General features: G+C 62.1%; 11 protein-coding genes. 2 read left to right on the forward strand and 9 right to left on the reverse strand.

What is annotated here, in order from left to right; all coding sequences use genetic code 11:
- Positions 1 to 108: 108 nt before the first annotated feature.
- Positions 109 to 1,131: an alcohol dehydrogenase AdhP gene (gene adhP, locus J2852_RS05425; protein WP_209872146.1), complete on the forward strand. Its 1,023-nt coding sequence runs from the start codon at positions 109 to 111 to the stop codon at positions 1,129 to 1,131.
- 365 nt (positions 1,132 to 1,496) lie between these two features.
- Here adhP and J2852_RS05430 read toward each other — a convergent pair whose 3' ends face one another.
- On the reverse strand, positions 1,497 to 3,236 hold the full coding sequence (locus J2852_RS05430; protein WP_209872149.1) for a TnsD family Tn7-like transposition protein: 1,740 nt from the start codon (positions 3,234 to 3,236) through the stop codon (positions 1,497 to 1,499).
- A 490-nt stretch (positions 3,237 to 3,726) separates the two neighbouring features.
- On the opposite strand from J2852_RS05430, the gene ccoG reads away from it, so the two are divergent.
- Positions 3,727 to 5,190, forward strand: a complete 1,464-nt coding sequence (ccoG, locus tag J2852_RS05435) for a cytochrome c oxidase accessory protein CcoG (protein WP_209872152.1) — start codon at positions 3,727 to 3,729, stop codon at positions 5,188 to 5,190.
- Between the two features lie 49 nt (positions 5,191 to 5,239).
- Here ccoG and J2852_RS05440 read toward each other — a convergent pair whose 3' ends face one another.
- The 8 genes from J2852_RS05440 to J2852_RS05470 all read right to left on the reverse strand — a co-directional run bounded on the left by J2852_RS05440 (position 5,240) and on the right by J2852_RS05470 (position 12,155).
- The gene (locus J2852_RS05440; protein WP_246499325.1) at positions 5,240 to 5,386 is read right to left on the reverse strand and encodes a DUF6803 family protein; all 147 of its coding nucleotides are present in this window, start codon (positions 5,384 to 5,386) and stop codon (positions 5,240 to 5,242) included.
- A gap of 454 nt (positions 5,387 to 5,840) precedes the next feature.
- Positions 5,841 to 5,963, reverse strand: coding sequence for a hypothetical protein (locus tag J2852_RS31970; protein WP_281418422.1), 123 nt, complete (start codon positions 5,961 to 5,963; stop codon positions 5,841 to 5,843).
- Positions 5,963 to 6,970: a cytochrome d ubiquinol oxidase subunit II gene (gene cydB, locus J2852_RS05445; RefSeq protein ID WP_209872155.1), complete on the reverse strand. Its 1,008-nt coding sequence runs from the start codon at positions 6,968 to 6,970 to the stop codon at positions 5,963 to 5,965. The genes J2852_RS31970 and cydB overlap by 1 nt, the downstream gene beginning before the upstream one ends.
- Positions 6,971 to 6,973: 3 nt before the next feature.
- Entirely contained in the window at positions 6,974 to 8,398 is a 1,425-nt protein-coding gene (locus J2852_RS05450; RefSeq protein WP_209872158.1) for a cytochrome ubiquinol oxidase subunit I, read from the reverse strand.
- Positions 8,391 to 9,341, reverse strand: a complete 951-nt coding sequence (locus tag J2852_RS05455) for a carbon-nitrogen hydrolase family protein (protein WP_209872160.1) — start codon at positions 9,339 to 9,341, stop codon at positions 8,391 to 8,393. The genes J2852_RS05450 and J2852_RS05455 overlap by 8 nt, the downstream gene beginning before the upstream one ends.
- A 281-nt stretch (positions 9,342 to 9,622) precedes the next feature.
- On the reverse strand, positions 9,623 to 10,303 hold the full coding sequence (locus J2852_RS05460) for a 2-dehydro-3-deoxy-6-phosphogalactonate aldolase (protein WP_246499326.1): 681 nt from the start codon (positions 10,301 to 10,303) through the stop codon (positions 9,623 to 9,625).
- Positions 10,304 to 10,384: 81 nt separating this feature from the next.
- Positions 10,385 to 11,833: an aminotransferase-like domain-containing protein gene (locus J2852_RS05465; protein ID WP_246499327.1), complete on the reverse strand. Its 1,449-nt coding sequence runs from the start codon at positions 11,831 to 11,833 to the stop codon at positions 10,385 to 10,387.
- 163 nt (positions 11,834 to 11,996) lie between these two features.
- The gene (locus J2852_RS05470) at positions 11,997 to 12,155 is read right to left on the reverse strand and encodes a sugar tyrosine-protein kinase (protein WP_209872163.1); all 159 of its coding nucleotides are present in this window, start codon (positions 12,153 to 12,155) and stop codon (positions 11,997 to 11,999) included.
- Between the last annotated feature and the right edge of the window lie 48 nt (positions 12,156 to 12,203).

The raw sequence follows: 12,203 nt of genomic DNA on the forward strand, positions 1-12,203 counted from the left end.
GAGCAACGGTTCAATCAGTGCCCACAGGGCGTCGGAAACGAGAGGAGCTGCCATGCCCCTCCCAACAGCCAAATCCCGGTTTCGTTAGGCGCTCTAAGGGAGAGGACAATGGCGAGAACGATGAAGGCTGCTGTGGTACGCCAGTTCAGAGAGCCGCTGTCGATCGAAGAGGTTCCGGTGCCGGAGGTCGGCCCAGGCCAGATCCTGGTCAAGATTGCGGCTTCGGGGGTCTGCCACACCGACCTGCACGCGGCGGACGGCGACTGGCCGGTCAAACCGAGTCCACCCTTCATTCCAGGCCATGAGGGCGTCGGCACCGTCGCCGCGGTGGGCGCCGGCGTGACCGCCGTGAAGGAGGGCGACCGGGTCGGCGTTCCCTGGCTGCACACGGCGTGCGGGCACTGCCGGCATTGTCTCGCCGGTTGGGAAACCTTGTGCGACTTGCAGCAGAACACCGGCTATTCGGTCAACGGCGGCTTCGCGGAGTACACCCTCGCGGATCCCAACTATGTCGGCCACCTGCCGGACAAGCTTGACTGGGAAATGGCCGCACCGATCCTGTGCGCCGGCGTGACCGTCTACAAGGGGCTGAAGGAAACCGACACCAAGCCCGGCGACACGGTCGTGATCTCCGGCATCGGCGGGCTCGGCCACATTGCCGTGCAGTACGCGAAGGCCATGGGGCTCGACGTCATCGCCGTCGATATTTCCGACGAAAAGCTGGCGCTAGCCCGTGACATGGGCGCGGACGCCGTGATCAACGCGAAGACGACCGATCCGGTCGCCGAGGTTAAGGCGCTGTGCGGAGGCGCTCAGGGCGTGCTCGTCACCGCCGTTTCTCCGCATGCCTTCAACCAGGCGCTCGGCATGCTCGCCAAGCGCGGCACCATGTCCCTCGTCGGCTTGCCGCCCGGTTCGTTCGAACTGGACATTTTCAGCACGGTCCTGATGCGAAAAACGATCCGCGGATCGATCGTCGGCACCCGGCTGGACCTCGCCGAATGCCTCCAGTTCGCCGGTGATGGCAAGGTGAAGGTTCACTATTCGATCGAGCAGCTGGAAAACATCAACGACGTGTTTGGCCGGATGCGCAACAATAAGATCGATGGGCGCGTGGTCATGAGGATTTAAGGCACTGTCAACGCTTGCCGACATCGCTCTTTTCGCCGGCCGATGGCGAAAAGGGCGGTCGGTATTGTCACGGCAAGGGTGGCGATTTTCCGGTCGCGCCGGTATCGTATCCGCATGTCGCCGATTTCTTGAATCCGCCACCGTGGTGCATTGACACGAGCGATGCTGCTGGCGAGTTCTCCGACTGGTTGGCACTCGGGAGCAGGTTGCTGTCCGAATGGGAGTGGTCTGCCGCTGTTGTCGCCGGAATTTCCAATGGAGACTTCCATGTCGACGCACCCAAAAGAGATCATCCCGTCTCCCGAAGAGACCGCCGAATCGCTCGGGTGGCCAGCCATGACATTCGAGCGCTCTGGCCCCGGCAGCTAAAATGTTCTGATGAACGCCCACGTGTGCGGCAGATGATGCCGCGTCCGGTATATGGATGCTTTGCAGCCTATAGCTCTCATTATGGTTTGTCGCGATGGTCGCGACTTGTGATCGGAAGCTTCCAGATGCGCGACAAAAGCTCGCGCCTTCAGGAAGAGTTCAAGATCTCGTTGCGGCCAATCCGGAGCGGATCGCCCAGGCCGTCTCGCCCGCGGCAAAATCTCATTAAGAAGCTGCGGATTTCGAGTGTATACTATGGAATAAGCTGAACTATGCGCCTCCTTGATTTCGCTTCTGCTCCATAGAGGATTTTTGCGCCTTGCCTCACGTAGTATCGCGCATGCATCCTCCAACGATCTCCGCTTCCGTGTTCTTCTTCGCCAATCAGAGCTCTCATTCTCGCTGTTTTTCTTCAACTGCTCCGCCCATTCTGGTCGGGCGATCCCAAGCCGGACAGCTTCCCTCATCATGGTGCTTTTTGAAATTTTAAAGCATTTTGTTAATTTTTCAATTCCATATCCGTGATCAATGATACACTTGATGAACTCCTTGTCCCAAATTTCTCCAAAGTTGGTTGCCCATGACATCTTGCTCGTCCCGGCTACCCACTCCCTTGTATGGCTGCACAGCGGACATTTTGCGATGACCCATTCACCAGGATTTCTACCTTTATCAATTTTCTTTTTGAACTCTGCTTCGTAATGTCGACATCCGGGATTTGCGCACGGGTACTCTATGGTCACTATGAGCCTCTCCGCAGGTGGCACCTTCTTTTTGATCGGCTTTCTTGTTATTGGCCGCCGCGCAAAACGATCTCCAAAAAACTCTTGTGCATCAATGCGCAAAAACGACAATACCACAAGGTATTTTAGTGTCGGACTGCTTGTTCCTGGGGTCGGCCTATATAGAGTTGCCGGCCATTGATTCCGCGTCCATTTTTCTTCTGGGCGACAATCGAGTAATTCCAACACATCGTCGCCAACCCACCGCCTCAAAGATGCATAAAGCTCTGCGATACGCACGATGCTATTACTAGACCAACCTGCTTCATTCAAAGCGGATACCATGCGGTTTGCTAGTTCAACGGATGTGCATTTCGGCACTTCGTGCGTTAACAGCCAATGACTTTCCTTCGCAATGTGGTAAAGGCAATCATTTGAGCAATCACCACTCAAAACGTCCAGTTCTGGCAACATGGCATCATCGATCTCATAAAAAATTCGGCTCGAATCAGAATGCGTTAATGACGCCTCTGTATTGATCAGGTGAACTTGGTGCTGTGGGCAGATAAATACCCCTGGGAGCTGATGGACTCTTCGCCATGCATAGCGCCCCCGAATTTCCATATCCTCCAATGCACAAGCGGGACATACCCGTAGAGCCCGAGCGCGACAGTGGCGCAACCTCGTATTCATCAATTGAGAGAGCCTTGTAGTCTCTCCGTCAAGCATTGTGGATCTTAGAATATTGGCATCCGATGATGCCATGAAGGCGCTATGATACCTAAAAGCTGTATGATGGTACAAAAGGTGCTCGGGCGTGTATAGTGGCGACCCTAATCCTTCCGATAGCTTACGAACACCACATGGAAGATCAACGAACATCGTGCTATAGCGTGTTCCCATAAAATCGTTTAGAATCGCCCGGCTGTCAGGGCGTCCCATTATGCGCCACAAGTGCGCAAGCGCGCCATATAGAGGCTCTTCCTCAATGAGGGTTGGGAAATATCCTATCATAGACTTACCTTTTCCAAATCTCTTCGATGTTTCCGTTGCAGGGCCCTATATCGACAAACGCCTTAGAATGCCTTTCGACAGAGGCGATATAACATAATTACTTCAAATTTATATGGGGTAAATTTTAATTCGCCAGTCATCTCTGATTTGTAACTGATTATTTTAACTATGCACTAAGCACAGACTCGAAAAAATGGCTGCACACAGCCTACCACACCGGGATAACTCTTACTGAGTGTCTGGTCATACTATCTACCCATTCATCGGACATGAAGCACCAGAACCTGACAAACTTTTTTTTGCACGGGAAATTGGATAAGGCTGCACTCTCCCGTTCTAAGTTTTTCCGTAACGGGCTATATTTTTTCGACTGCGCTATGTTTTCTCATGGCTCAAAAGAGTTGATTTGCCTCAGTGTGACTTCATCACAGAAGGCTTATAAAAGAGGAACTAGGCTGGTTGACGCCGCGCATTCGCAAGGTGGTATGCCATGTCCCTCGCTTCCCATGTTCCCGCTGCCGATGCTGACGAGCCGGGAAAACGCCTGTTCGTTCAGCGCCCCAAAGTCTATCCCGCCGACATTCACGGCCGCTTCCGACGGCTGAAGTGGCTGGCGCTGATCGTCCTGCTGGGCATCTACTACGTCACGCCCTGGATCCGGTGGGAACGCGGGCCGGGCATCCCCGATCAGGCCGTGCTGGTCGATATGGTGGGCCGGCGCGCCTACTTCTTCTGGATCGAGATCTGGCCGCAGGAGGTCTATTACCTGACCGGCCTGCTGATCATCGGGGCGTTCGGCATCTTCTTCGCGACGACTCTGCTGGGACGGGTGTGGTGCGGCTATGCCTGCCCGCAGACCGTCTGGACCGATCTGTACCTGTGGGTCGAGCGCAAGATCGAAGGCGCGCGGACGGAGCGGATACGGCTCGACAAGGCGCCGATGAGCGCGGCGAAGCTGGGGAAAAAGGCGGCCAAGCACGCGGTCTGGCTGCTGATCGCCGTGGCGACGGGCGGGGCCTGGATCTTCTACTTCAACGACGCGCCGACACTGACGCGGGAGATCGTGACCGGCGAGGTGTCGTGGAAGGTGCTGGCCTTCGCCGGGCTGTTCGCCGGCACGACCTACTTCTTCGCCGGCTGGGCGCGCGAGCAGATCTGCATCTACGTCTGCCCCTGGCGCAGCTTCCAGGCCGCCATGGTGGACGAGGACACCCACGTCGTCACCTATCAGGACTGGCGCGGCGAGGGCCGCGCGCCGTTGCGCAAGTCGCAGAGCTGGGAGGAACGGACGGCCCAGGGCCTCGGCGACTGCATCGACTGCAAGCTGTGCGTCCACGTCTGCCCGACCGGTACGGACATTCGGAAAGGTCAGCAGATCTCCTGCATCGGCTGCGGCCTGTGCGTCGATGCCTGCAACGAGGTGATGGCGCAGATCGGCCGGCCGGGCGATCTGGTGTTGTTCGACACGCGCTCCAATCAGGTCGCGCGGGCCGAGGGCAAGAGCGCGCCGGTCCGCCTGCTGCGGCCGCGCACCGTGGTCTATGCGCTGATCATGCTGGTCGTGGCCGGGATGATGGTGGTCTCGCTGATGCTGCGGCCAACCCTGGACGTGAGCGTGTTGCGGGACCGGGCGCCGCTGTTCGTGACGCTGTCCAACGGCGACGTGCAGAACGCCTACACGGTGAAGATCCTCAACAAGACTCACACGGCGCGAGACTACCGCGTGACGGTCGAGGGACTGGGGAATGCGGAACTGTCGGTGGTGGGCGAAGAAGGCCGGAAGGGCACAGCGCTGACCCTGTCGGCCGAAGCGGACTCGGTGGCGACCTACCGCCTGTTCCTGCGGGTGCCGGGCGGCGCCGTGAAGAGCGGCTCCACCGACGTGGTGGTTCTGGCCGAGGATACTGTGACCGGGGAAGTGGGCAAGCACCAGAGCGTGTTCATGGCCCCGTGAGGTGGTTTCCACCCCTCTCCCAGCACCGCTGGGAGAGGGGAAACTTCGCTCAGTGCATGGAATGACCACCGGCAGCGGCGCCGGACAGGATGGTCGGGTCCAGCATGCCGAAGATCATGGCGACGTGGGCGACGATCAGGAAAACGCCCTGCGCGTTATAGTTAGAAAAATCCTTATCTACCGAGTCTGGGGGCATGTGCGGATGGCCGCGTTTCTCCCCAGGCCAGCCCCCAGCGCCCCCCGGCCACCAAGGGCCCCTACCCCCGCACAACGTCACGCACCGCATTCTTTGGTCGGCAACGAGCGGGGCTTGCGCGGCACGATCCGCCGCCGGACTGCCGGGTCCGGCACCAGCTGCCGCCTGGAGCGCCACCACGGGCGCACCGGCGGCGGGCCATACCCCCGAACACTGCGGTCGGGTGAATAGCGCCACACACCGGACACCAACCTTGTCCGAGACAGCTTCATGCCCCCCATTCAATGAAAGGCCGCCCGCAAAAGACTCGGCTGGTCCATTGAGGATCTGGCGCACCCTACAACCGCTTGAATCTACCTCGCTGCGGTTCGCCTCGCTGAGTTCCAGCAACCGCTTTTCGGATCGCCGCTCCGCTCGTGGTTTACCCAGTCAAGGACGTGTCATCACCGGTCAATCAGGTTAGCCAGAACTTGATGCCGAGGCTGACCGCTCCGGTCGTGCCGACGCCCGCGGCCCAGAGGCCGATGAACCACAGCCATCGTTTAAGGGTGGAGCCCGGTTTGAATTCGTCAGTCATCAATGATATCCCTCGTGACCCGTCTTGCCGCGGAACACCCAGTACGAATACGCGGTGTAGGCGAGGATGATCGGGATCAGCACGCTAGCGCCGACCAGCATGAACAGCAGGCTCGACTCGGGCGCTGCGGCCTCATGGATGGTAACGGCGTTCGGCACCACATGCGGGAACATGCTGACGCCCAAGCCGAGGAGGCAGAGGGCGAACAGCCCCAACGTCAGCAGGAACGGCCAATACTCCCAGCGGCGCCTCAAGCTTATCAGCAGAGCCACGGAGCAGAACCCGACGAGCAGCGGCACCTGGGCCGTGAACAGAACTTGCGGCCAGGCGAACCAGCGTTCGTAATAGGCGCCGCTCAGGAACGGGGTCGCCGCGCTAACCAAGCCGATGCAGGCAATCAATGCGATCGCCAGTCGCCCCGCGAAACGGAAGCTATGGTCCTGAACCGGGCCCTCGGTCTTCATGACAAGCCAGGTCGCGCCAAGCAGGGCATATCCGATCACGAGGCTGACTCCGACCAACAGGCTGAATGGCGTGAGCCAGTCCCACCAGCCGCCGGCGTAGGAGCGTCCCTCGACCGCGATACCCTGAAGCAGGGCGCCGAGTGTGATGCCCTGTGCCAGCGTCGCCACCACCGAGCCGGTGGTGAAAGCGAAGTCCCAGTAGCGACGGTGGCCGGGATCGCGCCAGCGAAACTCGAAGGCGACACCGCGGAAGATCAGGGCCAGCACCATGGCGATGATCGGCGCGTAGAGGGCCGGCAGGATGATGGCGTAGGCGAGCGGGAAGGCCGCCATCAGGCCGCCGCCGCCCAGCACCAGCCACGTCTCGTTGCCGTCCCAGACCGGGGCGACCGAGTTCATGGCGCTGTCGCGCTCGGGTCCCGGTGCGAAGAACGGGAAAAGGATGCCGATGCCGAGATCGAAGCCGTCCATCACCACGTAGGCGAAGACCGCGAAGGCGATGACGAAGGCCCAGAGGGTGGGCAGATCGAGAAGGGTTGTCATGGTTTACACCTCCGCGCCGAGGGTGCGGGCCGGATCGACCGAGGGAGCGGGCGTGATGCCGGCGGAGCGGATGGGATGGCTGGGCCCGGCATCCGGGCCGGTCTCGCCCTGATGAGGCGGCTTGCCCATCAGCTTGAGGATGTACCCGGCACCCGCCCCGAACACGATGAAGTAAACGACGATGAAGGTCAGCAGAGACGCGGCCACCGCCGGAGCTTCGAGCGGCGAAGCCGACATGGCGGTCCTGAGCAGGCCGTAGACGGTGTAAGGCTGCCGCCCGACCTCGGTGGTGACCCACCCCGCGATCACGGCAACGAAGCCCGTGGGTCCCATGGCGAGTGCCAGCCAGTGCAGCGGGCGCCATTCGTAGAGCGTGCCGCGCCACCGGGCGACGAGGCTCAGCGCCCCGAGCCCCAGCATGAGAAAGCCGAGGCCTACCATGATGCGGAACGACCAGAACACCACGGGCACGTAGGGCCAGTTGGCGCGGTCGATCGTATCGAGCCCGTCCAGGGGCGCGTTCAGGTCATGCTTGAGGATGAGCGAGGATGCCTTCGGAATCTCCACGGCGTGACGAACCGTGCCGGCTTCCTGGTTCGGGATGCCGAACAGAATCAGGGGGGCGCCGTCCGGATGGCTCTGGAAGTGACCTTCCATCGCCATGACCTTGGCGGGTTGGTGCTCGAGGGTGTTAAGGCCGTGCATGTCGCCGGCAAAGATCTGGAGCGGGGCGACGACCGCCACCAGTCCCATGGCCATCGAGAACATCACGCGGGCGCCCTTGTTGGTGCGGTCGCGCAGGAGATGCCACGCGCCGACACCACCGACGACCAAGGCCGTGGTGAGGTAGGCCGCCATCACCGTGTGCACCAGGCGGTAGGGGAAGGACGGGTTGAACACGATGGCCCACCAGTCCTCGGGCGCGAACTGCCCCGCCTCGTTGACGGCGTAGCCGACCGGGGTCTGCATCCACGAGTTGGCGGACAGGATCCAGAAGGCCGAGATGAAGGTACCGATGGCAACCGCGAGCGTGGCGGCGAAGTGCAGCCGCCGGCCGACCCGGCCCATGCCGAACAGCATGATGCCAAGGAAGCCTGCTTCCAGGAAGAAAGCGGTCATGACCTCGTAGGCCATCAACGGCCCGATGATCGGTCCAGCCTTGTCGGAGAACACGGCCCAGTTGGTGCCGAACTGATAGGACATGACGATGCCCGAGACCACGCCCATGGCAAACGCAAGGGCGAAGATCTTGAGCCAGTACTTGAACAGGTTGAGGAAGACCTCGCGCCCGGTCCACAGCCATAGCCCTTCGAGCACGGCCAGATAGCTCGCCAGCCCGATCGAGAACGATGGGAAGATGAAGTGGAAGGAAACCGTGAAGGCGAACTGGAAGCGCGCCAGGAGCAGGGCGTCGAACTGGTCAAACATGGAATTCCCCTCCGGACAGGGCGACGGCCGACTGGACCTGCTCGTTGACATGGAGGCGGAAGACGTCGGGGCGGGAATAGTGGCCAGCGACGTCGAAGTCGTACTTACCGCGGGCGATGTCACCACGGTCGAGTTCGGCGACCTGGATCAACTCGCCACCGAAGTTCGGCTTGACCAGCACGTTGCCAAGCGGGCCGACGATGCAGGAGCCACCGCGGATCAGCACGGTGGCCGGATCGTCGCCCTGGATGGCGCGGTAGTCCTCCGGGCAATCCGCACGCGTCAAATACTGGCACGCCGAGATGACAAAGCAGCGCCCCTCCAGAGCGATCGTTTGCATGGTGGGAAGCCACGTATCACGGTCGTCCACGGTTGGTGCGCAGTAGAGCTGGATCCCCTTGGCATACATCGCCATGCGCAGCAGTGGCATGTAGTTCTCCCAACAGATCACGCTGCCGAGCCGTCCCAGGGGCGTTTCCACCACGGCGAGGGTGGAGCCGTCACCGAAGCCCCAGACCAAGCGTTCCATCGCCGTGGGCATCAGCTTGCGGTGTTTGGCAAGGAGCCTGCCGTCCGGGCCGAACATCAGCGCGGTGCAATGGAGCGTTCCGCCATCACGCTCGATCACGCCGACGACAAGGTGCACGGACGCTGCACGGGCTGCGGCCCCAATCGCTTCCGTGGCGGGGCCGGGAACATCGATGGCGCTCTCAAAGTAGCGTCGGAAGTCCTCCCGCCCTTCGGGAAGGCGGAGGCCGAGCCGGGCACCAAAATCAAGCCCCTTCGGATAGCCTCCGACAAACGCTTCCGGGAACACGAGCAGGTTCGCCCCGCGTCCGGCGGCGTCGCTCGTCAAAGCGGCCAATTTGTCGAGCGTCCGGTTCGTGTCGAACAGAACGGGGCTCGCCTGAATCACAGCCGCGGTCACGGAGGGGAGCGTCATCGTATGTCTCCAAGCGTCTTGCGCTGAAAGTGAGTGATGAGCCGGCGACCGTCGCAAAAATCCTGGCGCCGGGCCCGGTGATGGGACGTCGGATTGAGCCGTGGCTGTCGAAGGTTACGGCGCGGGCATCCTTGCCACCGCTTCGCGGGCCAGGCGCTCAATGTCGTCCCAGCGCCGGGACAGAACCTCGCGCACGTTCCCGGCCGTCAGGCCGCCGGGCGGGCAAGTTTGCGGCCAGGGGCGTTGGGCTCGGGACGTGTCGGTGTCGACAAGTTCGACGGCTACTCGTCGGCGACGTCGAGGCGTTTCCATTCGGCAACGAGGTCGCGCGCCACGGCGCCCACGTCGTGGGCCGTACGTCCCGGTTTGTAAAGGGTGGTGCCGAACCCGAAGCCATCGGCTCCGGCAGAACGGTACTCGGCCATGTCGTTGAGGCCGATCCCACCGAATGCCAGAAGCCGGCTTCCCAGCGGCAGCACCGCTCGGACATCTTTGAGATAGGCGGCGCCAAGGCGGGCCGCCGGAAAGATTTTCAGCACGCGCGCGCCGTGGCGCGAGGCGACCAGCGCTTCCGTGGGCGTCAAGCAGCCGATCACCGGGACGCGGTCGGCTCGGACGGCGGCATCGATCACCGCGGGCTCGGTGTTCGGGGTGACGATCATCTCGCCACCAACCGCGTTTACGCGCTCTACGTCCGCAGCGGTCAAAACGGTGCCCGCTCCGATGCACACCCCGGGAGACCGCCGGGCGGCAAGTTTGCCGATGCTGGTCAGGGCATCGGGTGAGTTGAGCGGAATCTCGATAAGCGTGACCCCGGCCTCGACCACAGCGTCGAACACCGGTTCCGCTTCCTCAGGCGTTATGCCCCGCAGCACGGCGATCAGCGGCATCGCCTTGAAAGCCTGTTCAAACGCTTGCGCGGTGTCGCTCATGATCTTGTCGCTCATGATCTTGTCGCTCATGATCTTCATCACTCCCAAAAAGCCGCGTCGATTTCGCCGGTCTGAACCCGCGAGTTTCCACGCAGCGGTCGCGGTGCCGCTTCAAATGACCACACCGGCCAGAGCCGGACTTTGGTCGAGCGCTTCCGCAAGGATGTCCAAGACACGTTGCGTGTCGGCGCGGTTGGTCGGCGCCCCCAAGCAGATGCGCAGCGCCTCTGGAACCGGCTCGGCAACGGCAAAGGTGTCGCTGACCACGGCCGCGATGCCGCGGGTGCGCAGGTGTGTCGCAAACTCGCCACGCGTCCACGTCGCGGGCAGGTTGAGCCACAGATGGAAGCCTTCGGGGTGCGCCGCGTAGCTTCCTGGCGGAAGCGTAGCCTGTGCCATACGCTGACGGGCCGCCGCTTCCGATCGAATGGCGCCGAGCAGCCGGTCAGCGGTTCCATCGCCGATCCACTGTGTGGCAATCGCGGCCAGCAGGGGCGGCGTGGCCAGCATCGTCGCCCGTTGCGCTCCAATCACCCGCATCGCTTGCCGGGCGTCGGGAGCGGCGACGTAGCTGATGCGCAGCCCGGGGGCGACGCATTTGGCAAGCCCGGCAACGTGGTAGGTCAATTCGGGCGCGAGGGCGGCGATGGGCGGAACGCCTGTCTCCGGAAGAACACCGTAGATGTCATCCTCGATGATCGGCACACCGTGCTCACGCGCAATGGCCACGATCGCCCGCCGCCGTTCCAAAGACATCGTTGCTGTGGTCGGATTGTGCAGCGTCGGCGTGCAGTACAGGGCTTTGGGGGCATGCGCGGAAAACGCCGCTTTCAGCGCATCCGGGTCGAGGCCGTGAGCGTCCATGGCCACGCCAACCACCCGCAGGCCAAGCTGCTGCGCGAGCGCCTTGAAGCCCGGGTACGTCAAAGCTTCCGCGCATACGGTGTCGCCGGAGCGGGCCAGCGCGGTCAACAGGGAGAGCAGCGCGCTCTGCGTGCCGGGGCAAAGGACGACGCGCTCCGCAGACAGATCAGGCAAACGCCGGCCAAGCCATTGCACCCCGGCACCGCGATCCCTGAGACTCGCCCCCACGTCGGGATAGCGCAAGACGGTGCGTGGGTCGGTTTGCAAGACCGCCTCGGCCATGCTCTGGCGAACGCGCTCCAACAGCTCCGGCGAGTCCGGCAACGGCGGCTGGTTCATCGTCATGTCGACGAAGGCGCCAAAGGCGTCGCCGCTGCGTTCGGCACGCGCCGGCGCGGGCGCCGGCAGACGGACAAAGGTTCCCAGTCCGACGCGGGCGTCGAGCAAGCCGCGCTGCCCTGCCTCCTTGTAGGCGCGGGTGACGGTGGTCAAGTCAAGGTCCAAACGCTCGGCAAGCACACGCTGTGGCGGCAACCGCTGGCCGGGCGCGAGGCGTCCGCTGCGAATGTCGTCCGCGATCGTGTCGGCGATGGCCAGGTAGACAGGTTTGTCCTTGCTCCCGATTTCGGGGACCCAATCCTTTTGTTCCGCGTGCATGATCTTCCTTATGGGCCGTGTGGCGGACAGCTCTGACATCCAGTTGCACCCTATGACGGTCGAGCGAAGGCCACGCAAGGGGGCTTCCAATTGGCCCAGGGGAACGGGGCGCGGGGCTCCATGCGCAAGCGGTGCGGCACCTGGGCCCCAGTCACGCACAGGCGGAACGATGCACATTGGGCCGTGATGACGCGAGCCCCCCTTATCGGGTCAGGCGCACCAGGATCGCCAAGTTGATCCATGACGCGACCACGATGATGAAGACGGCCACATCCGGGCTTGCGAGCATAACGCCGACGTACCCGACCACACTCACAAGCAAAAGGACAAGCGCCCGGAGTGTTACCCGGTGATCTTCCATGACTGTGTCTCCACTATACGTTTGATGATTGCCCCAGGAAACGGGGCT

Source organism: Azospirillum soli (genome assembly GCF_017876165.1).
Classification (GTDB): domain Bacteria; phylum Pseudomonadota; class Alphaproteobacteria; order Azospirillales; family Azospirillaceae; genus Azospirillum; species Azospirillum soli.

Bases quoted from the DNA above. Each gene is read 5' to 3' on its own strand.
- J2852_RS05440 (WP_246499325.1), bottom strand. From the start codon at position 5,386: ATGCCCCCAGACTCGGTAGATAAGGATTTTTCTAACTATAACGCGCAG.
- J2852_RS05470 (WP_209872163.1), bottom strand. From the start codon at position 12,155: ATGGAAGATCACCGGGTAACACTCCGGGCGCTTGTCCTTTTGCTTGTG.
- adhP (WP_209872146.1), top strand. From the start codon at position 109: ATGGCGAGAACGATGAAGGCTGCTGTGGTACGCCAGTTCAGAGAGCCG.
- J2852_RS05465 (WP_246499327.1), bottom strand. From the start codon at position 11,833: ATGTCAGAGCTGTCCGCCACACGGCCCATAAGGAAGATCATGCACGCG.
- J2852_RS05450 (WP_209872158.1), bottom strand. From the start codon at position 8,398: ATGTTTGACCAGTTCGACGCCCTGCTCCTGGCGCGCTTCCAGTTCGCC.
- J2852_RS05430 (WP_209872149.1), bottom strand. From the start codon at position 3,236: ATGATAGGATATTTCCCAACCCTCATTGAGGAAGAGCCTCTATATGGC.
- cydB (WP_209872155.1), bottom strand. From the start codon at position 6,970: ATGACAACCCTTCTCGATCTGCCCACCCTCTGGGCCTTCGTCATCGCC.
- ccoG (WP_209872152.1), top strand. From the start codon at position 3,727: ATGTCCCTCGCTTCCCATGTTCCCGCTGCCGATGCTGACGAGCCGGGA.
- J2852_RS05460 (WP_246499326.1), bottom strand. From the start codon at position 10,303: ATGAGCGACAAGATCATGAGCGACAAGATCATGAGCGACACCGCGCAA.
- J2852_RS05455 (WP_209872160.1), bottom strand. From the start codon at position 9,341: ATGACGCTCCCCTCCGTGACCGCGGCTGTGATTCAGGCGAGCCCCGTT.
- J2852_RS31970 (WP_281418422.1), bottom strand. From the start codon at position 5,963: ATGACTGACGAATTCAAACCGGGCTCCACCCTTAAACGATGGCTGTGG.